Here is a 24184-nt window from a genome sequence, read left to right as displayed (position 1 = left end):
CGGACGGTTCGGCGGCGCGATCAGTCGGGGACGCCGTCCTCGGCGACGGCCAGCACCCGCGCGAGCAGGCCCGCGAGACGATCGCGCTCGTCGTCGTCGAGGTCCCCGAGCAGCGCGCGCTCGCGGGCGGCGTGCTCCGGCAGGACCTCGTCGATGACCGCGCGGCCCTCGTCGGACAGCGTGACCAGCACGCCGCGACGGTCGCGCTCGTGCGTGCGGCGCTCCACGAGCCCGCTCGCGTCGAGCCGGTCCAGGCGCTTGGTCACCGTCGCACCGGGGCTGGAGGTCAGGGTCCCGACCTCACTGGCGCGCAGGGGCCTGTCGGCTCGGCGGAGCGCGGCAAGCACCTCGAACTCCCCCGTCGTCAGGCCGTGCCTGGCCAGCCCGGCGTCCTGCAGCTTGCCCACCAGTGCGGCGATGCGCAGCACGCGCGCGACGACAGCCATGGCGGTGGTGTCCACGTCGGGCCGCTGCTGCGCCCACTGCGCCCGAGCCCTGTCGACCACGTCCATGTGGCGGATGCTACTTCACCGATAGTTTACCGGTGAACTATTATCGACGGCGATGACCACCGCCCTCGCCCCGTTCGCCGGCGCCGCTCGCGCCGTGCTCGATCCCGCCCACCTGCGCGACGCGCTGCGCCCCGCACGCGCCGACACGACGCTGGCCGCCGCTGCCCGGTGCGCCGCTGCCGTGGCCCTCGCGATCCTCGCCTGCGTCGCCGTCGGTCACCGCGAGCTGTCGGGCTTCGCCTCGCTCGGCGCCCTCGCCTCGCTCTACGGGCGCTGGGAGCCGTACCGGCGCCGGGCCGGACTCCTCGCGACGATGGGGCTCGTCCTGGTCGCCGTCATCACGCTGAGCACCGTCGCGGCGGCCGAGGGCGTCGGCGGAGCGGGCATCGGGGTGCTCGCCGCGCTGGTCGCGACGGGTGCGACGTTCCTGTGCGCGGCGCTCGGCACCGGCGCACCGGGCGCGACGATCGTCGTGTTCGCAGTCGGCGCCGGATTCGCGGGCGGCCCCGGTCTCGGCGACGTCCCGGACCGCGCGCTGGCGGCCGTCGTCGGCGCCGCCTTCGCGTGGGCCGTGTGCTGCTCGGGCTGGCTGCTCTACCCCGCCGGCCCTGCGCGGGTCGCCGTCCGACGAGCAGCACGCGCGGTCGACGCCGGCAGCCCGCGCGCGGGCGAGCTCGTCGACCGCGCCCGCGACGTCCTCGCCGACGACGCCTCGCACGCCCGCGGCACCCGTGCCACGGCTCCCCTGGTCGCGCTCGTCGCCGAGCTCGAGACAACGCTCGGCCGCATCCCCGCGCCCCTCCCGGCCCGTCGCACGGTTGCCGACACCCTGCGCGTCGAGCTGCCGCGCACCGACCGCCGCGGCCTCGCCCGGGTGCTGGGGGCCGGCCTCGTCTCCGGCGGGCTCGCCGCCGCGACCGGCTCCCACCACGGCGCGTGGGCCGTGATGGGCTCGACGGCCACGCTGCAGGGCACGTCCACCGCGCACAGCGTGACGCGCGCGCTGCAGCGCGCGGCCGGGACCGCGGTCGGTGCCCTGATCGCGTGGCCGCTGCTCGAGGCGCACCTGCCGTTCGCGGCGGTGGCAGCGCTCGTCGTCGTGCTCCAGCTGGTCACCGAGATCGTCGTCATGCGCCACTACGGCCTGGCGATGCTGACCATCACGCCGATGGCGCTGCTCATGACGTCGCTCGGCGGGATCTCCGACCCGACGGGCCTCGCCGTCGACCGCGTCGTCGGGACCGCGCTGGGTGCCGTCGTGGCCGTCGTCGCGCTGATCGTCGTCCCTGTCGCAGCGCGCGACTGATCTGTCGATCCCCCACGCCCTGGCGCGTCACGCACGCAGCGGCCACGATCGGATGGCCGGACGGGAGGGGACCACGATGAGCACGACGACCACCTGGACCGTGCTGCTGTACGGCGACGAGGCATCCTGGAAGGCCCTCGACGGCCCTGCCCTCGAGGCGCTCGACGCCAGCCACCGGACCTTCGTCGCCCGGTGCGCCGCCGACGGCCACGAGATCCTCGCGAGCGAGCAGCTCGAGTACGCCGCCACCGCACGCGTGGTGCGTCGCTCAGCCGGCCGTCCGGCGGCGCCCACCGACGGCCCGTTCGCGGAGACCGCCGAGCAGCTCGGCGGCTTCTACCTCGTGCGGACCGCCGACGGCGTCGCGCTCGCACAGCTCGTCGCGGAGGTGCTCACCGAGGACGCGGACATCCGCCCGAGCGTGGACCACTCCGCCTGACGGGCACCCGTCAGTAGCCGTTGCGGACGTACTTCGTCGGCAGGTAGCCGGCGTACCCGGACACGCGCACCTTGGACCACTTCGTGCCGTGCGTGATGACCGTCAGCGACCGTCCCTTCTTCGCCGTGAGGATCTTGTGGGACGACGAAGTCGCCTTCTGTCGCAGCGACGTCGTCTTGCCGACCGAGTAGGTCTTGTACTGGCTGATGTACGACGCCGAGACCCAGCCCGTCAGCGTCTTGCCCTTGATCGTGGCCGAGACAGGGATGAACCCGTTGACCTTCACGCCCGGCTCGTTGGTGAGCTTCGTGTTGGCCGGGAGGGTCGTGATGATCTTCGTCGACGTCGATGCACCGGCACGCAGGCGCAGGTTGGCCGTCGGGTAGTACGTGCACGTCTTCGGCGCGGCCCTGGCGTAGCTCGCCTTGGCCAGCGAGACGACGGGCAGGCCCTGCGCGGTCAGCCACGTCGCCGGGTTCACCGACGTCCCCGAGCCGTAGAACGCGTTCTTCCACACCTCGAGGTGCAGGTGCGGACCCGACGCCGGACCCGATGCGCCGACGTCGGCGATGTGCTGACCCACCGACACGTTCTGGCCCAGCTTCACGTACTTGCCCGGGTTCCACATGTGGATGTAGGCGAGGTAGGTGACCTGGCCGTCGATGACGCTGCGGACCGAGATGTAGCCGGCCGTCCCGCCGCTCGGGTAGTGCACCGAGGTCACCTTGCCCGTGGCGACCGCGTAGATCGGCGTGCCGTCCGGCTCCGACATGTCAAGCCCGTAGTGGAACGTCGAGCCGCCCTTGACCGGGATGCAGCGCGCGCCGTAGCCCGACGTGATCGCGTACGTCTTCGCCACCAGCGGCAGGACGACGGTCGTGCCGCCCTTCGTCGTGCCCTTCGTGAGCTTCTTGGGGATGACGACCGGCTTCGGCGTGGGCGTGGGGGTCGGGGTGGGCTTCGGGGTCGGCGACGCGGTCGGCTTGGGCGTCGGCGACGCGGTCGGCTTGGGCGTCGGCGACGCGGTCGGCTTGGGCGTCGGCGACGCGGTCGGCTTGGGCGTCGGCGACGCGGTCGGCTTGGGCGTCGGGGTGGGGGACGCCTTCGGCGTCGCGCTCGACGACGGCGTCGGGCTCGCCGTGGCCGCGTGCGCCGGGCTCGCGACGAGGCCGGCGAGCACGATCGTCGCGGCCACCACCGATCCGAGGGAACGTGCGGCTCGGGCGGACAGGCGGTGGTTCATGGCGTCACTCCGTATCGACGAGCAGGTGCGGGGACGCCGGCGCTACGCGTCCCCCGTCTCCATCGGTTGCCGAGAGCACGGTCCTGAGGGTTGGAGGTCGTCCGATCTGACGGCCTTGTCGTGGTCCTGCCGGAGCCGGTCTGCCTCAGTCCTCGCGCACCCGCCCGTCCGCGACCTCCCACCGTCGGGTGACGCGCACGGCGTCCAGCATGCGCCGGTCGTGGGTGACCAGCAAGAGCGTCCCGGTGTACTCCTCGAGCGCGGACTCGAGCTGCTCGATCGCGGGCAGGTCCAGGTGGTTGGTCGGCTCGTCCAGGACCAGCAGGTTCACCCCCCTGGCCTGCAGCAGGGCCAGGGCGGCACGCGTGCGTTCGCCCGGTGAGAGCGACGACGTCGGACGCAGGACGTGCGCGGCACGCAGGCCGAACTTCGCGAGCAGCGTGCGGACCTCCCCGGTCGGCCAGTCCGGGACATGCGCCGCGAACGCGTCGGCCAGCGGCACGTCGTCGGCCCCCAGCGCGGCCCGCGCCTGGTCCACCTCACCGATCGCGACGCTCGCTCCCAGCGACGACGTTCCCTCGTCCAGCGGCACCCGTCCGAGCAGCGCACCCAACAACGTCGACTTGCCCGCTCCGTTCGCCCCGACGACGGCGATCCGGTCGCCCGCGTCGACCTGGCAGTCGATGGGACCGAGCGTGAAGTCGCCGAGCCGCACGACGGCCCCGCGCAGCGTGGCGACCACCGAGCTCCCCCGCGGCGCCGCCGCGATCGAGTACTGCAGCTCCCACTCCTTGCGGGGCTCGGCGACCTCCTCGAGCCGCTCGATCATCCGCTCGGTCTGGCGCGCCTTGGCGGCCTGCTTCTCCGAGCCCTCGCGGCGTGCCGCCCGCAGGATCTTGTCCGGGTCGGTCGCCTTGCGCACCGAGTTGCGCACGCCCTTGTCCATCCAGCCGCGCTGCGTGCGGGCCCGCTCCTCGAGCGAGGAGCGGCGGTCGGCGTACTCGTCGTACGCCTCCCGCGCGTGGCGCCGCGCCGTGGCGCGCTCCTCGAGGTAGGCGTCGTAAGAGCCCCGGAAGACGCCCACCTGCTGCTGTGCCAGGTCCAGCTCGACGACGGTCGTCACGCATCGCGCCAGGAACTCACGGTCGTGGGAGACGACGACGATGCCGGCGCGCTGATCGGCGACGAACCGCTCGAGCCGCTCGAGCCCGTCGAGGTCCAGGTCGTTGGTGGGCTCGTCGAGCAGGAGGACGTCGAACCGGGACAGCAGCAGCGCGGCCAGCCCGACGCGCGCCGCCTGCCCGCCCGACAGGGCCGTCATCGGGTGCTCGACGCCGACCTCGAGCCCCAGGTCGGCCAGCACCTGGCCCGTGCGCTCCTCCAGGTCGGCGGCGCCGATCGCCATCCACCGGTCGAAGGCCGCCGCGTACTCGTCGTCGGCCCCCGGCGCGGCGTCCGCGAGCGCCTGCGCCGCGGCGTCCAGGGCGGCCTGCGAGCCCGTCACGCCGGTCCGCCGGGCGAGGTGCTCGGCGACCGTCTCACCGGGCACGCGCTCGACCTCCTGCGGCAGCCAGCCGACGAGGGCGTCGGCGGGCGCCGCGGTGACGCGACCGCCGGCCGGCTCGTCGGCGCCCGCGAGCAGGCGCAGCAGCGTCGACTTGCCCGCGCCGTTGACGCCGACGAGACCCACGACGTCGCCGGGCGCGACCACGAGGTCCAGGTCGGCGAACAGCGTGCGGTCGGCGTGGGCGGCGGCGAGTCCGCGGGCGACGAGCGTGGCGGTCATCCGCCGATCATCCCCCAGCACCCCCATCCATCTGACGAGACGACCGTCTCACCGGGAACCTTTGCGCGGCAGGCTGCGTTGCCGATAGCGTCATGCCGAACGCACGACCGATGAAAGGAAGAGCGATGCGCCTGTTCTGCGCCCCTTCCTGCTCGTGCGTCGCCTCCGCGTGCGTTGCGGCCTGTTGTCGCTGTCGGTAGAGCGCTGGCCGCACTCTGCTGAGCGAAGCCCCGGACACGGGCTTCGACACGCCAGCGCTCGCCCCGGGCACCACCGGCACCGACACCGACCCGGACACGGTCACGCTGCCTCATCGCACCTCCGCCCTATCAGGCACACCCCCACCGCCGTCGTCACCTGACGCCGGCTCGACCGAAGAGGAACCATGGCACGCATCTACGACGACGCGACGGCGCTCATCGGCAACACCCCGCTGGTCCGCATCAACAAGATCACCGACGGCGCCGGCGCGACGGTCGTCGGCAAGCTCGAGTTCTACAACCCGGCCAACTCGGTCAAGGACCGCATCGGTGTCGCGATCATCGACGCCGCCGAGGAGTCCGGCGACCTCAAGCCCGGCGGCACGATCGTCGAGGCGACGTCGGGCAACACCGGCATCGCCCTGGCCTTCGTCGGCGCGGCCCGTGGCTACGACGTCGTGCTGACCATGCCCGAGAGCATGTCCAAGGAGCGCCGTGCGCTCCTGCGCGCCTTCGGTGCCGAGCTCATCCTGACGCCCGCGTCCGAGGGCATGAAGGGGGCGGTCAACCGCGCCGACGAGATCGTCACCGAGCGCCCGGGCGCGATCCTGGCCCGCCAGTTCGCGAACGCCGCCAACCCGGCCATCCACCGCCGCACCACGGCCGAGGAGATCTGGGCCGACACCGACGGCGAGATCGACATCCTGGTCGCCGGCATCGGCACGGGCGGCACCATCACCGGTGTCGGCCAGGTGCTCAAGGAGCGCAAGCCGGGCGTGCAGATCGTCGGTGTCGAGCCGGCCGAGTCGCCCATCCTCAACGGCGGCCAGCCCGGCCCGCACAAGATCCAGGGCATCGGCGCCAACTTCGTCCCCGAGATCCTCGACACCACCGTGTACGACGAGATCATCGACGTCGACGCCGAGACGGCCGTGACGTACGCGCGTCGCGCCGCCGCCGAGGAGGGCCTGCTCGTCGGCATCTCGTCGGGTGCCGCGCTGTACGCGGCCAAGCAGCTGGCCGAGCGTCCCGAGAACGCGGGCAAGCTCATCGTGGCGATCATCCCGTCGTTCGGTGAGCGCTACCTGTCGACCGTCCTCTACGCGGACCTGCTCGACTGATCCGGTCCCCGGGCCCGCGGTGACCGCCGCGGGCCCGGGAGCCCGCCCCCCCCCCGTTCGACGCGCACAGAACCGAGACCCCCCATGTCGGACCCGAAGCACTTCCTGGCCACGCTCCGGGAGGACCTCGACGCAGCCCGCCACCGCGACCCCGCGGCGCGCTCGCTGATCGAGGTCGCCCTGGCGTACCCGGGCGTGCACGCCGTGTGGACCTACCGACTGGCGCACCGCATGTGGCGCAACCCGTCGCTCCGCCTGCCCGCGCGCCTGCTCTCACAGTTCGTGCGCGCACTGACGGGGATCGAGATCCACCCCGGCGCGCGGTTGGGCCGCCGGCTGTTCATCGATCACGGCATGGGCGTCGTGATCGGTGAGACCGCCGAGGTCGGCGACGACGTCGTGCTGTTCCACGGTTCCACGCTGGGCGGCAAGTCCATGCGGCACGGCAAGCGGCACCCCACCCTCGGCGACGGTGTCGTCGTCGGGGCGGGCGCCAAGATCCTGGGCCCGGTGTGGATCGGGCACGGCGCGCAGATCGGCGCGAACGCCGTCGTCATCCACGATGTCCCGCCGGACGGCATCGCGGTGGGCGTCCCGGCCAAGATCCGCCTGCGTCCGTCCGTCGCCCCCTTCGACGCCGAGATCGACGACCCGGCCATCTACATCTGACCCACCGCGCCCGGCGCCAGGGCAGGCCACGGCAAGTTGTTCTAGTTGATGGATAACAAGTAGGGTTGGCGTGTGCTGATCCGGATCGATCCCTCGTCGGCCGATCCGCTCTTCGAGCAGGTCGGCCAGCAGGTCCGTGCGCTCGTCGCGCGCGGCGACCTGCCCGTCGGGACACGCCTGCCGTCGGCGCGGGACCTGGCCGCGTCGCTCGACGTCAACCTGCACACCGTCCTGCGCGCGTACCAGGACCTGCGCGACGACGGCGTCATCGAGCTGCGCCGCGGCCGCGGGGCCGTCGTCGCGCACGCACCGGACCACGCACCCCTGCACCGCGCGATCGCGGCCGTCGTCGCGGCCGCGCGCGAGCTCGACGTCCCCCCGGCCACCACCCTGGCCCTGCTCAAGGAGGCCCTGCGATGACCACCCCGACGACGACCGTCCCGTTCCGGCGGTCGACGACGATCCTCACGTTGGTCGCGCCCGTCGCGGTCCTGGCGTGCGCGACGCTCGTCGCCGTGAGCTGGGCCGACGACCTGCCCGACCCGGTGGCCGTCCACTGGGGCGCGCACGGGCCCGACGGGTTCGGTGGGCTGGCGTCGGCGATCCTGCCGATGGTCGTCGTCGGCCTGCTCACGTCGGTCGGGTTCTGGGCGCTGTCGTTCTGGGCCGGACGATCCGCCGCGACGCGACGGCTCGCGGCGGGCACGAGCGTGGGCCTCGCGGTGTTCCTCGGCGGGATCCTGCTCGGTGGGCTCGCCGGTCAGCGTGGCCTCACGGATGCGCGCGACGCTCCCGGCCCCACCACGACCATCCTGGTCGCCGCGCTTGCGGGCATCGTGTGCGGCGCCCTCGCCGCCGTCGTCAGCCCCGGCGATCCGGAACGGCCCGCCACCGCACCGATCGACCCGCACGCACCGCGGCTCGCCCTGAGCGGCTCCGAGCGCGCGGTCTGGCAGCGCACCGCGACGTCACGCGGCATGGTCGTCGTCGCGGTCGTCGCGGCCGTCACGGTGCTCGCCGTCACCGTCGTCACGCGGGTCTGGGCGCTGGGCCTGCTCACCGTGGCCATCGTCGCGCTGATCGCGACCATGGCCGTGTTCGACGTGACCGTCGACGACCGGGGGCTCGTGGCGAAGGGTCTGCTGGGGTGGCCCCGCCTGGAGGTCCCGCTCGACGAGGTCGTCGCCGCACGGGCCACGACCGTCGTCCCCGTGCGCGACTACGGCGGCTGGGGCTACCGCGTCGGGCGTGGCGGTCGCATCGGCGTCGTGCTGCGCAAGGGTGAGGCGCTCGAGGTGCGGCGCACCGGTGAGCGCGCGGCGGTGGTGACGGTCGACGACGCCGCGACGGCCGCAGCGCTGCTCAACACGCTCGCGGACCGGGCGCGCGCGTAGCCGGTACCGGGCGCTCCGACGACCTCCGCGCCGGTCGCAGGTAGAGCGTCGGTGCGCGCGGGTAGCCTGGCCGCTCGCGTCGCCGCCGACGCGTCGGATCGGAGGTCGTCGTGCGCTGGGGCTACTACATGGGGTACTGGTCGGCCGGCCCGCCGCCCGGCGCGCAGGAGACGGTGCTCGCGTGCGAGGCGCTGGGCGCCGACTCGGTCTGGACCGCCGAGGCCTACGGGTCCGACGCGCTGACCCCGCTGGCGTGGTGGGGGTCGCGCACGTCGAGCGTCCGCCTCGGCACCGCCATCGCCCAGCTCTCCGCCCGCACGCCCACCGCCGCGGCGATGGCCGCACTGACGCTCGACCACCTCTCCGGCGGCCGCTTCGTGCTGGGCCTGGGCGCCTCGGGCCCGCAGGTCGTCGAGGGCTGGTACGGCCAGCCGTACCCGCGCCCCCTGGCCCGCACGCGCGAGTACGTGTCGATCGTGCGCGACGTGCTGCGCCGCGAGGCACCGGTCACGCACGCCGGCGACTTCTACCGGCTCCCGCTGGACGGCGGCACCGGTCTGGGCAAGCCGCTGCGCTCCACGGTCCACCCGCTGCGCGCGGACCTGCCCATCCACCTGGCCGCCGAGGGGCCCAAGAACATCTCGATGACCGCGGAGATCGCGGACGGCTGGCTGCCGATGTTCTACTCGCCGCGCATGGACGACGAGTACCGCCAGCTGCTCGCCGACGGCTTCGCGGCACGCGCCGCCCGTCTGCGCGACCCCGCGCAGTTCGAGGTCGTCTGCCCCGTGCCGATCGTCCTGGGCGACGACGTCGCGAGCGCCGCCGACAGCATCCGGCCCTTCGTTGCGCTCTACGCCGGCGGCATGGGCGCCAAGGGCGCGAACTTCCACCGCAACGTGCTGGACCGGCTGGGCTACGCCGAGGCGTGCGACGAGATCCAGGCGCACTACCTGGCCGGCGACAAGGCGCGCGCTGCGGCGGCGGTCCCGATCGAGCTGATCCGCGACGTCGCCCTCGTCGGGACGGCCGACGACATCCGCGCCCAGCTCCCGGCGTGGCGCGCCACGGCCGTGACCACGATGCTCGTGCAGGGCGACCCGCGCACCCTGCCGGCGATCGCGCAGCTCCTGGCGGAGTAGGGGTGGACGACGACTACGTCGAGGCCGTGCTCGACCTCGTCGCCGCGATCCCCACGGGCCGGGCCATGACGTACGGGACCGTCGCGGAGGTGGTGTCCGACGACTTCGTCGCGCGGGGTGAGGCAGCTCGCGGCGGCCCGCGACAGGTCGGTCAGGTGATGGCCCGGGCGGGCAGCGGCGTGCCCTGGTGGCGGGTCGTCAACGCGTCGGGCGCTCCCCCGGAGCGGCACCTCGCCCGGGCGCTGGAGCAGCTGGTGGCCGAGCGGACGCCGATGACGACCGACGGCCGCCGCGTCCGGCTGCGCGCCGCGATCTGGTTCCCCGACGACGAGTAAAGGCTGGTCGCGGCCCTGTGCCGCGGGCACGATGAACGCATGAGCACTCTCCCCGACGGTTATCGCCTGGCACCTGTCCCCGAGTCGCGCGGCGGTGAGCTCGAGGAGGTCGACGAGCTCGCGTTCGCCATGACGACCGCGCCCGAGACGCGAGCGCTGCTCCCGCTCCCCTTCGAGTGGGACCGGGCCAGGGCCGTCGAGCGACCCGACGGCCGGCTGGCGGCCGTACACGCGTCGTACCAGTTCACGCTGCCCACGCCCGGCGGTTCGGTGGCGTGCTCCGGTCTGACGTGGGTGTGCGTGCGGCCCGACGAACGTCGGCGCGGGCTGCTGAGCGCGATGATCGCCGACCACTTCGAGCGATCGCTCGCACGCGGCGAGGTCGTCTCCGCCCTGACGGCGTCGGAGCCCGCCATCTACGGGCGGTTCGGGTATGGCTGCGCCGCGCAGAACCTGCGTCTGACGCTCCCCCGACGCGCCGCGCTGCGGGACGTGCCTGGGTCCGCCGACATCACGGTACGCATCGACACGCTCGACCGCGAGCGCCACGAGGAGCTCGTCGCCCGGCTGCACCGCGCCGCCGGCGCCGGCCGACCGGGCTGGATCACGCGCGACAGCGACAAGCTGCGCATGCGGCCCGTCGTCGACCCGCCCGCGTGGCGCGACGGCGGCGAGCCGATGCGCATCGCGACCGTGCACGACGCCTCGGGCGAGGCGCGCGGCTACGCCCTGCTGCGCCGCAAGGACGTCTGGGCGGACGCCGGCCCGCGCTACACGGTCGCGCTGCGGGAGTCCGTTGCCGTGGACGCGGCCGCGACGCACCGGCTGTGGACGTTCCTGCTCGACCTGGACCTGACCAGCGAGATCACGTCGGGCCAGCTCGCGCCCGACGACGCGCTGCTGCAGCTCCTCCTCGACGTGCGTGCCACGACGCCGCGGGTGTCCGACAACATGTGGGTCCGGCTCCTCGACGTGCCCGCGGCCCTGTCGCAGCGCCGGTACGCGACGCCGATCGACGTCGTCCTCGACGTGACCGACGCACTCCTGCCGTCGAACGCCCGGCGCTGGCGACTGACGACCGGCGACGCCGTCGACGGCTCGTACCCCGCGCAGGTCACCCCGACGGACGACGAAGCCGACCTCACGCTCGACGTCCGCGAGCTGGGCGCCGCCTACCTGGGCGGCCGCTCGCTGGCCGCGCTCACCGCGGCCGGCCTCGTCGTCGAACGGACACCGAGCGCCGCCAATGCCGCCGCGACCGCGTTCGGCTGGCCCGTCGCCCCGGTCTGCAGCTGGGTGTTCTGAGTCAGCGCGTCGCCTCGTACGCCGTCATCAGGTCGATGCGGCGCTGGTGGCGGGCACCCTGGCTGAACGGCTCGGCCAGGAACGCGTCGACCAGTGCGGTGGCCTCGTCGACGGAGTGCTGGCGGGCGCCGACGGACACGACGTTCGCGTCGTTGTGCTGACGCGCGAGCGTCGCGGTGTCGTGGTTCCAGGCGAGCGCGGCGCGGACGCCGTTCACCTTGTTGGCGGCGATCTGCTCGCCGTTGCCGGAACCGCCGATGACGACGCCCAGCGAGCCGGCGTCGGCGACGACGGCCTCACCCGTCTCGATGCAGAACGGCGGGTAGTCGTCGTCGGCGTCGTACGCGTGCGCGCCGTGGTCCACGACGTCGTGGCCGGCTGCCTGCAGGTGCTCGACGAGCGCGGCCTTGAGCTCGTACCCGGCGTGGTCGGAACCGATGTGGATGCGCATGTGCCCATCTTGCCGCAGGTCGAGGGGCGACTGCGCGCGGTTCCACCGTGTGCTGTCGGCGGGCGTCCGTAGGGTGTACTCCATGACCCGAAGCGGCATCGACCTCAACGCCCTCGACCCCGACACCCGCCCGCAGGACGACCTGTACCGACACGTCAACGGCCGGTGGATCGACTCCCACGAGATCCCCGCGGACCGCGCCATGGACGGCTCGTTCCGCGCCCTGCACGACCAGGCGGAGGAGCAGGTCCGCGACATCATCACCGAGTCCTCCGACGCCACGGACGGCGTCGAGGCCAAGATCGGCGCGCTGTACGCGAGCTTCATGGAGACCGGTGCCGTGGCGGCCGCCGGCACGGCCCCGCTCGCGCTCGACCTGGGCCTGGTCGAGTCGGCGACCACGCAGGCCGAGCTGACGGGTGCGCTCGGCGCGCTTCAGCGCACGGGCGCCGGCGGCGCGGTCTCGTTCTGGGTGGACAACGACGCGAAGGACCCGGAGACGTACGTCGTCTACCTGCACCAGTCCGGCCTCGGTCTGCCTGACGAGTCGTACTACCGCGACGAGCAGTACGCGGCCGTGCTGGCGGCGTACCGGCCGCACGTGGCGCGCATGCTCACGCTCGCGGGCGTGCTCGACGAGGCTGCGGCCGACGAGGCCGCGGGGCGCGTCGTCGCGCTCGAGACCAAGCTCGCCGCCGCGCACTGGGACGTCGTCAAGGACCGCGACGCGGACCTGACGTACAACCCGACGAGCCTGGCCGCGCTGGCCGTCGCCGCGCCCGGCTTCGACTGGAACTCGTGGGCACTGGCGCTGGGGGCGCCCGCCGGGTCGCTCGACCAGCTCGTCGTGCGCGAGCCCTCGTTCGCCGAGGCCTTCGCGGCGCTCTGGCAGTCGGAAACCCTCGAGGACTGGAAGGCGTGGCTGACGTTCCACGTCGTCAGCGACCGCGCGCCGTACCTGACCGACGAGCTCGTCGAGGCGAACTTCGACTTCTACGGCCGCACGCTCACCGGCGCGCAGGAGCTGCGCGACCGCTGGAAGCGCGGCGTGTCGCTGGTGCAGGGCGTGCTGGGCGAGGCCGTCGGCAAGGTCTACGTGGAGCGGCACTTCCCGCCGTCGCACAAGGAGCGGATGGACGAGCTCGTCGCGCACCTGGTGGAGGCGTACCGCGAGTCCATCACCGGGCTCGAGTGGATGGGCGCGCAGACGCGGGAGAAGGCGCTGGCCAAGCTCGACGCGTTCACTCCGAAGATCGGCTACCCGGTGCGCTGGCGCGACTACGACGCGCTCGAGGTCACGCCCGACGACCTGGTCGGCAACGTGCGGCGCGCGTCCGCGTTCGAGCAGGACCGCGAGCTGGCGAAGATCGGCAGGCCGATCGACCGCGACGAGTGGTTCATGACCCCGCAGACGGTCAACGCGTACTACAACCCGGGCATGAACGAGATCGTCTTCCCGGCCGCGATCCTGCAGCCGCCGTTCTTCGACGCGGACGCCGACGACGCCGTCAACTACGGCGGCATCGGCGCCGTGATCGGCCACGAGATCGGCCACGGGTTCGACGACCAGGGGTCGAAGTACGACGGCGCGGGCCGCCTCGAGGACTGGTGGACGGCCCAGGACCGCGAGGAGTTCGAGAAGCGCACGTCGGCCCTCATCGCGCAGTACGACGAGTTCTCCCCCGCCCAGCTCGGTGGGTCGCAGCACGTCAACGGCGCGCTGACGATCGGCGAGAACATCGGCGACCTGGGTGGCCTGTCGATCGCGATCAAGGCCTACCGCATCGCGCTCGGTCGCCCGCTCGACGAGGCGCCGGTGGTCGACGGGCTGACCGGTGTGCAGCGCGTGCTGCTGGGCTGGGCGCAGGTCTGGGAGTCGAAGGGGCGCGACGAGGAGGTCGTCCGCCGCCTCGCGACGGACCCGCACTCGCCCAACGAGTTCCGCTGCAACGGCGTCGTGCGCAACATCGACGAGTTCTACTCGGCGTACGACGTGCAGCCCGGCGACGCCCTGTACCTCGAGCCGGAGCAGCGCGTCCGCATCTGGTGAACGCACGCCCGGGCCGTGCCGGGAGGCGCGGCCCGGGTCCGCCCGGTCAAGTCGCCCGGTCAAGTCGCCCGGTCAACCCACCTTCGACCACTTGGCGCGGGCGAGCTGGAACCCCGTGCCGTCACCGTCGACGCACGTGACGCCGTCGGTCGCGCTCGTGCAGGTGTAGTCGCCGGTCGTCGCCGTCTTGCCGTACTCGAGGGTCGTCACGTCGTCACCTGCGACGGTCGGCGCGGGGCCCGTCTCGCACGGGAACGAGACGCCGTCGTCGTTGAGCACGATCACGTGCCCCGTCTTCCCGTCGCAGCCGGCCACCGCCGGCGGGTCGTACGTGATGCTGGCGATCGTGCAGGTCACGCCGTCGTCGGACATCGCGCACGCGATGTTGCCGCTGGGCAGCTTGAATGCCGTGGCCCCGGTCGACGCCGCCGCCGAGGACGACGCCGACGACGACGCGGAGGCGCTCGGGCGCGCCTCGTCGCCCGAGCCACCGCCGCCCGCCGTCGTCAGGGCGACGATGACCAGGATCACGATCAGCACGGCGTCGACGATCGCCCAGGTACGGATCGCGCGGGGCGTCGCGGTCATGATGCTCCAGGGCGTCCGGGGTCAGGTTCCGCCGCCAGGATGACACGGGAGGAACCGGACCTTCCAAACCGGCAGGTCAGATGCGCAGCGAGGTCAGATGCGCTGTGGGGTCAGAACTGCGGTCCCGCCGTGCGGCTGCGCTTGAGCTCGTAGAAGCCCGGCACCTTGGTCATCGCGACGAGGCCGTCGAACAGCGCGAGCGCCGCGTCGCCGGTGGGTGCGGGCGTGACGACGGGGCCGAAGTAGCCGACGCCGTCGATCGCGACGACGGGCGTGCCGACGTCGGTGCCGACCAGCGAGATGCCCTCGGTGTGCGAGGCGCGCAGCAGGTCGTCGACGTCGGTCGTGCCGGCGACCGCGGCGAGCTCGGCGGGCAGGCCCACCTCAGCCAGCGCCTCCGCGATGATCGCCTCGTTGTCCGACCGACCGCCCGGGTGGATCCGCGTGCCCAACGCGTCGTACAGGGGCTTGACGACGCCGTCGCCGTGGTCGCGCTGCGCGGCGATGACGACGCGCACCGCGGCCCAGGCCGACGTCATGAGCTCGCGGTACCGCTCGGGGAGGTCGTCGCGCCCCTCGTTCAGCACCGCCAGGCTCATCACGTGCCAACGGACGTCGACGTCGCGCTGCGCGGCGACCTCGTCCATCCAGCGCGAGGTCATCCAGGCCCACGGGCAGGCGGGGTCGAACCAGAAGTCGACGACGGGGGTGGCGTTCTGCGGCACGGCGGTGTCCTCCAGGTCTCGGGTACGCCTGCAGTCTCGCCCGACGAAGGCCGCGAACGCACATCGAGCAGGCACGCGCTCACCTGTCGGACGCAGCGGCTGCCCGACATTCGTCGTGAGCCTGTCGGCCGCGCGTGACATGATCGACGGCGGCCACCAGCCACGATCCCGCAGCCTCAAGGAGAACCCGCGTGCCCGCTGAGAACCTCACCCGTGCGGAGGCGCGCGAGCGCGCCTCGATCGTCCAGACGAAGTCCTACGACGTCTCCCTGGACCTGACCACGGGCCCGCACACGTTCACCTCGCGCAGCGTCGTGCGGTTCTCGGCCACCCCCGGTGCGAGCACCTTCATCGACCTCATCGCGCCGAAGCTGCACGGAGCTACCCTCAACGGCCGCGCCCTGGACGTTGCGACGGTGTTCGCCGACTCCCGCATCGCGCTCGACGACCTCGAGGCCGAGAACGAGCTCGTCGTCGTCGCGGACTGCGCGTACATGAACACGGGCGAGGGCCTGCACCGCTTCGTCGACCCGGTCGACGACGAGGTGTATCTCTACTCGCAGTTCGAGGTGCCGGACTCCCGCCGCATGTTCGCGGTGTTCGAGCAGCCCGACCTCAAGGCGACCTTCGCGTTCACGGTCACGGCGCCGGCCCACTGGGTCGTCGTCTCCAACTACCCGCAGGTGGGCGAGCCCGAGGCGGTCGAGGGTGGCACCAACCGCAACGGCGGCGCCGACCAGGGCACGGCCACGTGGACGTTCGAGACCACGCCGCGCCTCTCGTCGTACGTCACCGCGATCGTCGCCGGCCCGTACCACCACGAGCACAGCACGCTGACCAGCAGCGACGGCCGTGAGATCCCGCTGGGTGTGTACTGCCGCGGCTCGCTGGCCGAGCACCTGGACACCGACAACATCCTGGACGTCACGCGCGCCGGCTTCGCGTTCTACGAGCCGCTGTTCGGCACGCCGTACCCGTTCGCCAAGTACGACCAGCTCTTCGTGCCCGAGTTCAACGCCGGGGCCATGGAGAACGCCGGCTGCGTGACGTTCCTGGAGTCCTACGTCTTCCGCTCCAAGGTCCCCGAGGCGACGGTCGAGCGCCGCGCCGTGACGATCCTGCACGAGCTCGCGCACATGTGGTTCGGCGACCTGGTGACCATGCGCTGGTGGGACGACCTGTGGCTGAACGAGTCGTTCGCGGAGTTCGTCTCGACGCTCGCGACGGCCGAGGCGACGCGCTGGACCAGCGCCTGGACGACCTTCAGCTCGCTCGAGAAGAGCTGGGCGTACCGCCAGGACCAGCTGCCCTCGACGCACCCGATCGTCGCCGACATGCGCGACCTGCAGGACGTCCAGGTCAACTTCGACGGCATCACGTACGCCAAGGGCGCGAGCGTGCTCAAGCAGCTCGTCGCCTGGGTGGGTCAGGAGCAGTTCTTCGAGGGCGTGCGGGCGTACTTCGCCAAGCACTCGTGGGGCAACACCGAGCTGCGCGACCTGCTGGTCGAGCTCGAGGCGACGTCGGGCCGCGACCTGACGTCGTGGTCGGCACTGTGGCTGGAGAAGGCGGGCGTCACGCTGCTGCGTCCGGAGATCTCCGTGGGCGACGACGGCGTCATCACGTCGTTCGCGGTGCTGCAGGAGGTGCCCGACGAGTACCCCGTGCAGCGGCCGCACCGCCTCGCGGTCGGCGGCTACGACCTGGTCGACGGCCGCCTGGCGCGCACGGTCCACGTGGAGCTGGACATCGACGGCCCGCGCACCGAGGTCCCGCAGCTCGTCGGCACGCAGCGCCCGCTGCTGGTGCTGGTCAACGACGACGACCTGGCATACGCCAAGATCCGCCTCGACGAGGACTCGCTGGCCGCCGCCGTCGAGCACCTCGCCGCGTTCGACGCGTCCCTGCCCCGCACGCTGGTGTGGGCGGCGGCGTGGGACGCGACCCGCGACGGCGAGACGCCCGGGCGCGACTTCGTCGACCTGGTGCTCGGCAACATCGCGCACGAGACGGACTCGTCGGTGGTGCTGGTTCTGCTGCGCCAGCTCGCGACGACGCTCGACCTCTACGTCGCGCCCGAGCACCGTGAGGCCACGGACCAGGCGGCCGCGGACGCGCTGCTGGCACTGGCCCGCGCGGCCGACGCCGGTTCCGACACCCAGCTCCAGCTCGTGAAGGCGTTCGCCGGGCGCGCGTCCACCGACGCCCACCTCGACGTGGTCGCTGCGCTCCTGGACGGCCGCGAGCAGCTCGACGGGCTGCCCATCGACACCGACCTGCGCTGGGAGCTGCTCACATCGCTCGTCGTCGGGGGCCGCTCCGGCGAGACCGAGATCGCGGTCCAGCTCGCCGCGGACCCGACGGCCACCGGCCAGCGCGCCGCTGCGGCCGCCCGTGCGGCGGTCCCGACGACGGACGCGAAGGCGTCCGCCTGGGCCGCCGTCGTCGACAACGACGACCTCGCCAACGCCGTGCAGGGCGCGACGATCGGCGGGTTCGGCCGGGTCCACGACCGCGGCCTGCTGGTCCCCTACGTCGAGCCGTACTTCGCGCTGCTCGAGCGCGTGTGGGCGGACAAGACGAACGAGATGGCGCAGAACATCGTCGTCGGCCTCTACCCCACCGAGCTGGCGGACGACGACCGCGTCGACGTCGCCGGCGCGACCGACGCGTGGCTCGCCGAGCACCCTGACGCCGCCCCCGCGCTGCGCCGCCTGGTCACGGAGTCCCGCGACGGCGTCCGCCGCGCCCTGGCGGCCCAGGAGGCAGACCGCCGCCGCGCCTGACCGGCCCGGCTTCTCGTCGAACCTGCCATCGTGGGCGCCATCTCCCCGCGAACGCCCACTCATGGCAGGTTCGACGAGTCGTGCCTGCCGAACCTGCGATCTTGGGCGTCAAGGCCGCTCGAAGCGCCAAGGATCGCTGGTTCGAGGCTCGATCAACGAATGGACTCGATCCAGCGGCGGGCCTGGCGTGGGGTGCGCAGGCGGATGACGCGGGACGTGCGGGCAAGCTGGGTGTAGCGCTCGCGCGTCGCCGAGTGCGCCGTCCACGACCACAGCACCACGTTGCGGTGCGGGTCCCGGCTGAGCAGGTTGCGCAGGTCCTCGCGGTTGCCGTGCCACAGCTCGGCGCGCGTCGCGCCGCGCCACAGTGTCCGGCGCAGCACGCGGGGCATGGTGACGCGGCGGCCGTAGTCGAGCCACACCCACGCCTCGACGTCGTCGAGCGCGTCGCCCAGCGCGCTGGCCCAGTTGCCGTCGACGACCCACCCGCGGGACGCTGCCGCCGACTCGCGGAAGTCCCTGACCAGGCCCAACGCCTCGTCGACGTCCCGCTTGACCCAGTCCGACGACCAGAACACGGCGTCGAGCTCCAGGTGTGGCACGCCCATCCGCGCGGCCAGCGCACGCGCGAACGTCGTCTTGCCCGCGCCGCTGTTGCCGACGACGCGGATGCGCCGGGGCGCGCTCACGCGTTGAGGACGGCGGCCAGCGAGCGCAGGCGGGCGTTGGTGAACAGGTCGTCGGTGAGCACCAGCTGGCCCGACGAGTCCGCGAGCGGGACCTTCCAGTTGGGGTACTCCTGGTCCGTGCCCGGCTGGTTCTGGGCGCGTCGCTCCCCCACCGCGTCGGTCAGCGCGACGCCGATCAGCACCGACGGCGTCGCCATGACGTAGCGGTGCATGCCCTCGACGATCTCGCGCTCGGACGGGTCGCCGCTGATCAGGCCCCGGTCGTGCAGGGCGCGCAGCATGCGGTCACGCTCCTTCTCGGCCGCGGCACGCACCACCGCGACCGGCTCGGTGAGCAGGCCGAGCCGCTGGCGGATCGCGACGTGCTCGCCGGCCAGGTAGCCCGCCGTCGGGGGCAGGTCGTGGGTCGTGACGGTGGCGAGCACCAGCTCGCGGTAGTCCTGCGGCGGCAGCGGGTCGCCGCCCTCGGTCTTCTCGAACCACAGCACGGACGTGCCCAGGATGCCGCGCGTCGTGAGGTAGTCACGCACCCACGGTTCGACGACGCCCAGGTCCTCGCCGATGACGACGGCCCCCGCCCGCTGCGCCTCGAGCGCCAGGATGCCGATGAGCGCCTCGTGGTCGTAGCGCACGTAGGCGCCCTCGTCGGCCCCGGCGCCCTGCGGCACCCACCACAGCCGGAACAACCCGATGACGTGGTCGATCCGGATGGCGCCCGCGTGCCGCAGGACGGTGCGCAGCATGTCGCGGTACGGCCGGTAGCCCGCGCGGGCCAGCTCGGTGGGGTGCCACGGCGGCTGCGACCAGTTCTGCCCCTGCTGGTTGTACATGTCCGGCGGCGCCCCCACGGTCGCGCCGCGCACCAGCACGTCGCCGAGCGCCCAGACGTCCGCGCCGACGGGGTGCACGCCGACCGCGAGGTCGTGCATGATCCCGAGCGCCATCCCGTGCTCGAGCGCCGAGCGCTGGGCGGCGGCGAGCTGCTCGTCGGCCACCCACTGCAACCAGGTGAAGAACTCGACGCGCTCCGCCAGGCGGTCGCGCTCGGCCGCGACGGCGTCCGACGACGGGTCCTGCAGGTGGGCGGGGATCGACTCCGACCCGTACTCCTCGGCCAGCGCGCTCCACAGCGCGAACGTGTCCAGCCCTGCCCCCTGCTCGGCGACGAACGCGTCGAGCTCGGACCTGCGGGCGGCGCTCAGCGGGACCGCGAACACCACCTCGAGCGCCGAGCGCTTGGCCTCCCAGACCACGTCGCGGTCGATCGGTCCCGGGTCGCCCGAGAGCGCCGCGACGGGCTCGGCGGCCCAGTCGACGAGCGTGCGGTCCGCCGCCGCCAGGTAGGCGGCCTCGGGGACCGCCTCCGGGCGGACGTACAGCGGGTTGACGAACCGCCGGGTCGTCGGCAGGTACGGCGAGGGCGCCATCGGAGCCACCGGCTCGGCGGCGTGCAGCGGGTTGATGAGCAGGAAGTCGGCGTCCAGCTCGCCGGCCAGGACGCCGAGGTCCGCGAGGTCGACGAGGTCGCCGACGCCCCAGGAGCGCCGCGAGCGCACGGAGTACAGCTGCGCCATGAGCCCCCACAGCCGGCCGCCGTCCAAGGCGGCCGGCAGCGCGAGCTTCTCCGGCGTCACGACGAGCACCGAGCGCGCCCGCGCACTGGGCCCCTCCGCGTACAGCTCGTGCCAGCCCAGCGGCAGGTCGGGCGGCAGTGCGAACGTCGCGCGCCCGATCCTGCGGCCGTCGACCGTCCGCGGCTCGACGTAGACGTCGGTCTGCTCGACCTCGCGCCGACCTCCCCCGCTCTCGGGGTCCAGCTCGATGGTCAGTGTCACGGGGTCACCGTCGGTGACGTGGACGGGGACGTGCACGCTGCCGCCCTCCCGCACGACGACCGTGGGCGGCAGGACGCGCCGCCACGGGGTGTCCTCCACGTGGGCGAGGGCCAGCTCGATCCGCTCGGGCGACGACGCGTCGACCCCCATGGCCTTCAGCACGCCCGTCAGCGTCGCCGCGCTGGCCTTCTTGAGCTCCCCGTGGAAGCCCCAGTGGTCGGGCGCGACGCCGTACGCGGCGGCCAGCCGCAGCAGGGCCTCGTCGGGCATCGTGTCGTCGACCACGACCCGATCCTGCCAGAGGCCCAGCCCACCACGCAGGACCAACGGTCGTCGTAGCCTTGCCAACCATGACGGCAACTTCCCTGCCCACGTACCCGCCCGCCCCCCGGCTGGACCTGGTCGAGGACCTGCACGGACACCGCGTCGCCGACCCCTACCGCTGGCTCGAGGACGCCGACGACCCGCAGACGCAGGCCTGGTCGGCCGCGCAGGACGAGCTCTACGCGGCGCACCGCGCGCGCTACGCGGACGGCGCACGCCTCACCGGGCGGCTGCAGGCGCTGCTGGGCGCCGGCTTCGTCTCCGGTCCCGCCTGGCGCGGCGAGCGCCGGTTCTTCTCGCGCCGGTCCGGCGACCAGGAGCACGCCGTGGTCGTGGTCGCCGAGGGCGGCGCCGAGCGCGTCCTCATCGACCCGATGGCCATCGACCCGGCCGGCACCACGACGCTCGACGCCTGGCAGCCCTCGAAGGAGGGCCACCTGGTGGCGTACCAGGTCTCGACCGGCGGCACGGAGGAGAGCGTCCTGCACGTGCTGGACGTCGCGACGGGCGAGCTCGTCGACGGTCCGATCGACCGCGCGCGGTACTCGCCGGTGGCGTGGCTGCCCGGCGGCGAGGCGTTCTACTACGTCCGGCGCCTCCCTCCCGAGCAGCTGCCCGACGACGAGCAGCAGTACCACCGCCGCGTGTGGCTGCACCGTGTCGGCGCGTCACCCGAGACCGACGTCGAGGTCTTCGGCGCCGGGCTGGACCACACGAACTACTACGGCGTCTCGGTCTCGCGCGACGGCCGCTGGCTGATCGTCAGCGCGTCGGCCGGCACCGCGCCGCGCACCGACGTGTGGATCAAGGACCTCGCCGCGGACGGACCGTTCGTCGACGTCGCCGTCGGTCTGGACGCGGAGACCGGCGCGTGGATCGCGCGCGACGGCCGACTGTGGCTGCACACCGACCTGGACGCCCCGCGCGGCCGGTTGGCGGTGACGGAACCGACGACCCCCGGCGTCGCGCACTGGCGCACCGTGCTGGAGCAGGATCCCGACGCCGTCCTGGAGGACGTCGCGTTCACCGACGGCGGCGGCAAGCAGACGACGCCGACGATGCTTCTCGCCTCGTGGCGGCGGCACTCCGTCTCCGAGGTCAGCACGCACGACCCGTCGTCGGGCGCCCGCACCGGCAGCGTGCCCCTGCCCGGCCTGGGCTCGATCTCCGGGCTCGGCACGCGGCCCGACGGCGGCCCCGACGTCTGGTTCTCGTTCACCGACCACACCACCGTGCCGTCGGTCCACCGGTTCGACGCGGACAGCGGCGAGGTGTCGCTGTGGGCGTCGCCACCGGGGGTCGTGGCCGACGTGCCCGACGTCCGGGCACAGCAGGTCGAGGTGACCAGCGCCGACGGGACGACGGTCCGCGCGTTCGTCGTCGCGCGCACCGACGCACTGGACGCCGACGGACGGCCCCTGGCCCCCGCCCCCACGATCCTCTACGGCTACGGCGGCTTCCAGATCTCGCTCAACCCCGGCTACTCCGCGACCACTCTCGCGTGGGTCGAGGCCGGCGGCGTGTACGTCGTCGCCAACCTGCGCGGCGGCGGCGAGGAGGGCGAGCAGTGGCACCGCGACGGCATGCGTGAGCACAAGCAGAACGTGTTCGACGACTTCCACGCGGTCGGCGACTGGCTGGTCGAGCAGGGCTGGACGACCCCCGCGCAGCTCGCGTGCTGGGGCGGGTCGAACGGCGGTCTGCTCGTCGGCGCGGCGCTCACGCAGCGGCCCGACCTGTTCGGCGCGGTCGTCTGTTCGGCGCCGCTGCTGGACATGGTCCGCTACCAGCGGTTCGGGCTGGGCGTCACCTGGACGGAGGAGTACGGCGACGCCGACGACCCCGTCGAGCTGGGCTGGCTGCTGGGCTACTCGCCGTACCACCGCGTGGTCGACGGCACCGACTACCCGTCGACGCTGTTCACCGTCTTCGAGGGCGACACGCGCGTCGACCCGCTGCACGCACGCAAGCTCGCGGCCGCGGTGCAGGCGGCGACGTCCGGGTCTCGGCCGGTGCTCGTGCGCCGGGAGACCGGCGTCGGGCACGGGGGCCGGTCGTTGTCGCGCTCGATCGCGCTGACGGTCGAGCAGCTGCAGTTCGTGGCCGATGCGACGGGACTGGACCTGACGGGTGCGGAGGTGGCCGCGTGATCCGCACCGAGACGCCGCCGCCGCCGTCCCCGGGCGTGCTGGACAACCTCAAGCCCACCACCGACTCACCGGAGGGTTTCGCCCACTGGTTCGTCGGGATTCCCCTGCACGTGATCCTGATCATCGTCATCAGCACGGTCGTGCTCGGCCTGCTGCGCCGGCTCATCCGCACCATCACGAGCCACGTCGCGGAGGGCACCCCCATCGCCGCCCGCACGGGGCTGCGGGACACGAGCGTGGGCGGTGCGCTGCTCAAGGCGGACCCGCTGGCCACGGCCAGGCGCGCTCAACGCGCCCGCACCCTCGACACGGTCCTGCGCTCGACCACGACGATCCTCGTCGCGAGCATCGCGCTGTTCCTGGTGCTCGACCAGCTGGGCGTCAACATCGCACCGTTCATCGCGTCGGCCGGCATCGTCGGCGTCGCGCTCGGCTTCGGCGCGCAGAGCCTCGTCAAGGACTTCCTCACCGGCACGTTCATGCTGCTCGAGGACCAGTACGGCGTCGGCGACGTCATCGACGCCGGTCCCGCCAGCGGCACCGTGGAGGCCGTGACGCTGCGTGTGACCAAGATCCGCGACGCCGACGGCACGCTCTGGTACATCCCCAACGGCTCCATGCTGCGCGTCGGCAACAAGACCCAGGGCTGGGCGACCGCGACGGTCGAGGTGGACGTCGACTACTTCGCCGATCTCGACGAGGTGCGCATGCTGCTGGAGGAGGCGACATCGCAGGTCGCGGCGGATCCCGAGCTCGGGCCCGAGCTGCTGGGCGAGCCGACGATCACCGGCATCGAGAAGCTCAGCGCCGACGCGGTGACGATGCGGCTGCGCGTCCGCACGTCACCGGCCAAGCAGTGGGAGGTCGCGCGGGCGCTGCGCGCCGCTACGCGGCAGGTGCTCGAGCAGGCGGGCGTCCCGCTCGCCGGCCAGAACGACCGCATGGCCGCCCGCCAGGCCGCACGCGCGGAGGCGCGGGCCGATGACCGGTCCCAGGCCGAGCAGGACCAGGCCGAGCACGGCGCGGAGGCACCCGGCGACGACAGCCTCGACACGACCACCCCACCCGCACCCCCGGCACCGCCGCCCGCCTGACGTGGGAACGTCCGAGCCGCTGGTCGCCCTGAGGACGAGT

The 24184-nt window shown here is 73.2% G+C and carries 21 protein-coding genes; 13 read left to right on the top strand and 8 right to left on the bottom strand.

Going from position 1 to position 24184, the window contains the following annotated elements; all coding sequences use genetic code 11:
* Window positions 1-20 precede the first annotated feature (20 nt).
* Window positions 21-512, bottom strand: coding sequence for a MarR family winged helix-turn-helix transcriptional regulator (locus IC607_RS14455; protein WP_191788085.1), 492 nt, complete (start codon window positions 510-512; stop codon window positions 21-23).
* Between the two features lie 52 nt (window positions 513-564).
* On the opposite strand from IC607_RS14455, the gene IC607_RS14450 reads away from it, so the two are divergent.
* A complete protein-coding gene (locus IC607_RS14450) occupies window positions 565-1818 on the top strand; it encodes an FUSC family protein (protein ID WP_191788084.1) in 1254 nt (417 codons plus the stop codon).
* Window positions 1819-1894: 76 nt separating this feature from the next.
* Window positions 1895-2257 carry a YciI family protein gene (locus IC607_RS14445; protein WP_191788083.1) on the top strand — a complete coding sequence of 121 codons (363 nt, stop codon included), beginning with the start codon at window positions 1895-1897 and terminating at the stop codon, window positions 2255-2257.
* Between the two features lie 10 nt (window positions 2258-2267).
* On the opposite strand, the gene IC607_RS14440 is transcribed toward IC607_RS14445, so the two are convergent.
* Together IC607_RS14440 and IC607_RS14435 are read right to left on the bottom strand one after the other, a co-directional pair.
* Window positions 2268-3500 (bottom strand): peptidoglycan DD-metalloendopeptidase family protein, encoded by a 1233-nt coding sequence (locus tag IC607_RS14440; RefSeq protein WP_191788082.1) that lies wholly within the window; start codon window positions 3498-3500, stop codon window positions 2268-2270.
* A gap of 145 nt (window positions 3501-3645) precedes the next feature.
* On the bottom strand, window positions 3646-5286 hold the full coding sequence (locus IC607_RS14435; protein ID WP_191788081.1) for an ABC-F family ATP-binding cassette domain-containing protein: 1641 nt from the start codon (window positions 5284-5286) through the stop codon (window positions 3646-3648).
* Between the two features lie 385 nt (window positions 5287-5671).
* Here IC607_RS14435 and cysK point away from each other — a divergent pair, with 385 nt between their 5' ends.
* From cysK to eis, 7 genes are all read left to right on the top strand, one after another.
* Window positions 5672-6607 carry a cysteine synthase A gene (gene cysK, locus IC607_RS14430; protein ID WP_191788080.1) on the top strand — a complete coding sequence of 312 codons (936 nt, stop codon included), beginning with the start codon at window positions 5672-5674 and terminating at the stop codon, window positions 6605-6607.
* Window positions 6608-6691: 84 nt separating this feature from the next.
* Complete coding sequence (epsC, locus tag IC607_RS14425) at window positions 6692-7276, top strand: serine O-acetyltransferase EpsC (protein WP_191788079.1); 585 nt, start codon at window positions 6692-6694, stop codon at window positions 7274-7276.
* Window positions 7277-7348: 72 nt separating this feature from the next.
* A complete protein-coding gene (locus tag IC607_RS14420) occupies window positions 7349-7696 on the top strand; it encodes a GntR family transcriptional regulator (protein WP_191788078.1) in 348 nt (115 codons plus the stop codon).
* Complete coding sequence (locus tag IC607_RS14415; protein WP_191788077.1) at window positions 7693-8670, top strand: DUF1648 domain-containing protein; 978 nt, start codon at window positions 7693-7695, stop codon at window positions 8668-8670. The genes IC607_RS14420 and IC607_RS14415 overlap by 4 nt, the downstream gene beginning before the upstream one ends.
* A 110-nt stretch (window positions 8671-8780) precedes the next feature.
* Window positions 8781-9812 (top strand): LLM class F420-dependent oxidoreductase, encoded by a 1032-nt coding sequence (locus IC607_RS14410; protein WP_191788076.1) that lies wholly within the window; start codon window positions 8781-8783, stop codon window positions 9810-9812.
* Window positions 9813-9814: 2 nt separating this feature from the next.
* A complete protein-coding gene (locus IC607_RS14405) occupies window positions 9815-10147 on the top strand; it encodes an MGMT family protein (protein ID WP_191788075.1) in 333 nt (110 codons plus the stop codon).
* 39 nt (window positions 10148-10186) lie between these two features.
* Window positions 10187-11452 carry an enhanced intracellular survival protein Eis gene (gene eis, locus IC607_RS14400; RefSeq protein ID WP_191788074.1) on the top strand — a complete coding sequence of 422 codons (1266 nt, stop codon included), beginning with the start codon at window positions 10187-10189 and terminating at the stop codon, window positions 11450-11452.
* A 1-nt stretch (window position 11453) separates the two neighbouring features.
* Here eis and IC607_RS14395 read toward each other — a convergent pair whose 3' ends face one another.
* The gene (locus IC607_RS14395; RefSeq protein ID WP_191788073.1) at window positions 11454-11903 is read right to left on the bottom strand and encodes a ribose-5-phosphate isomerase; all 450 of its coding nucleotides are present in this window, start codon (window positions 11901-11903) and stop codon (window positions 11454-11456) included.
* 82 nt (window positions 11904-11985) lie between these two features.
* Here IC607_RS14395 and IC607_RS14390 point away from each other — a divergent pair, with 82 nt between their 5' ends.
* Window positions 11986-13953, top strand: a complete 1968-nt coding sequence (locus tag IC607_RS14390; protein ID WP_191788072.1) for a M13 family metallopeptidase — start codon at window positions 11986-11988, stop codon at window positions 13951-13953.
* 72 nt (window positions 13954-14025) lie between these two features.
* On the opposite strand, the gene IC607_RS14385 is transcribed toward IC607_RS14390, so the two are convergent.
* Both IC607_RS14385 and IC607_RS14380 read right to left on the bottom strand, forming a co-directional pair.
* Window positions 14026-14541, bottom strand: coding sequence for a hypothetical protein (locus tag IC607_RS14385; RefSeq protein ID WP_191788071.1), 516 nt, complete (start codon window positions 14539-14541; stop codon window positions 14026-14028).
* A gap of 110 nt (window positions 14542-14651) precedes the next feature.
* Window positions 14652-15266: a DsbA family protein gene (locus IC607_RS14380; protein ID WP_370526254.1), complete on the bottom strand. Its 615-nt coding sequence runs from the start codon at window positions 15264-15266 to the stop codon at window positions 14652-14654.
* A 191-nt stretch (window positions 15267-15457) separates the two neighbouring features.
* On the opposite strand from IC607_RS14380, the gene pepN reads away from it, so the two are divergent.
* Window positions 15458-18052 (top strand): aminopeptidase N, encoded by a 2595-nt coding sequence (gene pepN, locus IC607_RS14375; protein ID WP_191788070.1) that lies wholly within the window; start codon window positions 15458-15460, stop codon window positions 18050-18052.
* Window positions 18053-18204: 152 nt separating this feature from the next.
* Here the strand turns inward: pepN and IC607_RS14370 are convergent, their stop codons facing one another.
* The gene (locus IC607_RS14370; protein WP_191788069.1) at window positions 18205-18741 is read right to left on the bottom strand and encodes an AAA family ATPase; all 537 of its coding nucleotides are present in this window, start codon (window positions 18739-18741) and stop codon (window positions 18205-18207) included.
* A complete protein-coding gene (gene malQ / locus IC607_RS14365) occupies window positions 18738-20846 on the bottom strand; it encodes a 4-alpha-glucanotransferase (RefSeq protein ID WP_191788133.1) in 2109 nt (702 codons plus the stop codon). Before malQ ends, IC607_RS14370 begins: the two co-directional genes overlap by 4 nt.
* Window positions 20847-20926: 80 nt before the next feature.
* On the opposite strand from malQ, the gene IC607_RS14360 reads away from it, so the two are divergent.
* Window positions 20927-23050, top strand: coding sequence for a prolyl oligopeptidase family protein (locus tag IC607_RS14360; RefSeq protein WP_191788068.1), 2124 nt, complete (start codon window positions 20927-20929; stop codon window positions 23048-23050).
* On the top strand, window positions 23047-24144 hold the full coding sequence (locus IC607_RS14355; protein WP_370526252.1) for a mechanosensitive ion channel family protein: 1098 nt from the start codon (window positions 23047-23049) through the stop codon (window positions 24142-24144). Before IC607_RS14360 ends, IC607_RS14355 begins: the two co-directional genes overlap by 4 nt.
* Window positions 24145-24184 lie beyond the last annotated feature (40 nt).

The organism is Cellulomonas sp. JH27-2, from assembly GCF_014837175.1.
GTDB lineage: Bacteria > Actinomycetota > Actinomycetes > Actinomycetales > Cellulomonadaceae > Cellulomonas.
This window is presented reverse-complemented; position numbering and strand designations above follow the sequence as displayed.

What these genes read in the sequence shown, in the direction of transcription:
- epsC (WP_191788079.1), top strand. Translation starts at nt 6,692, where the DNA reads ATGTCGGACCCGAAGCACTTCCTGGCCACGCTCCGGGAGGACCTCGAC.
- IC607_RS14445 (WP_191788083.1), top strand. Translation starts at nt 1,895, where the DNA reads ATGAGCACGACGACCACCTGGACCGTGCTGCTGTACGGCGACGAGGCA.
- IC607_RS14450 (WP_191788084.1), top strand. Translation starts at nt 565, where the DNA reads ATGACCACCGCCCTCGCCCCGTTCGCCGGCGCCGCTCGCGCCGTGCTC.
- malQ (WP_191788133.1), bottom strand. Translation starts at nt 20,846, where the DNA reads ATGCCCGACGAGGCCCTGCTGCGGCTGGCCGCCGCGTACGGCGTCGCG.
- IC607_RS14415 (WP_191788077.1), top strand. Translation starts at nt 7,693, where the DNA reads ATGACCACCCCGACGACGACCGTCCCGTTCCGGCGGTCGACGACGATC.
- IC607_RS14435 (WP_191788081.1), bottom strand. Translation starts at nt 5,286, where the DNA reads ATGACCGCCACGCTCGTCGCCCGCGGACTCGCCGCCGCCCACGCCGAC.
- IC607_RS14455 (WP_191788085.1), bottom strand. Translation starts at nt 512, where the DNA reads ATGGACGTGGTCGACAGGGCTCGGGCGCAGTGGGCGCAGCAGCGGCCC.
- IC607_RS14360 (WP_191788068.1), top strand. Translation starts at nt 20,927, where the DNA reads ATGACGGCAACTTCCCTGCCCACGTACCCGCCCGCCCCCCGGCTGGAC.
- cysK (WP_191788080.1), top strand. Translation starts at nt 5,672, where the DNA reads ATGGCACGCATCTACGACGACGCGACGGCGCTCATCGGCAACACCCCG.
- IC607_RS14395 (WP_191788073.1), bottom strand. Translation starts at nt 11,903, where the DNA reads ATGCGCATCCACATCGGTTCCGACCACGCCGGGTACGAGCTCAAGGCC.
- IC607_RS14390 (WP_191788072.1), top strand. Translation starts at nt 11,986, where the DNA reads ATGACCCGAAGCGGCATCGACCTCAACGCCCTCGACCCCGACACCCGC.
- IC607_RS14385 (WP_191788071.1), bottom strand. Translation starts at nt 14,541, where the DNA reads ATGACCGCGACGCCCCGCGCGATCCGTACCTGGGCGATCGTCGACGCC.
- IC607_RS14440 (WP_191788082.1), bottom strand. Translation starts at nt 3,500, where the DNA reads ATGAACCACCGCCTGTCCGCCCGAGCCGCACGTTCCCTCGGATCGGTG.
- eis (WP_191788074.1), top strand. Translation starts at nt 10,187, where the DNA reads ATGAGCACTCTCCCCGACGGTTATCGCCTGGCACCTGTCCCCGAGTCG.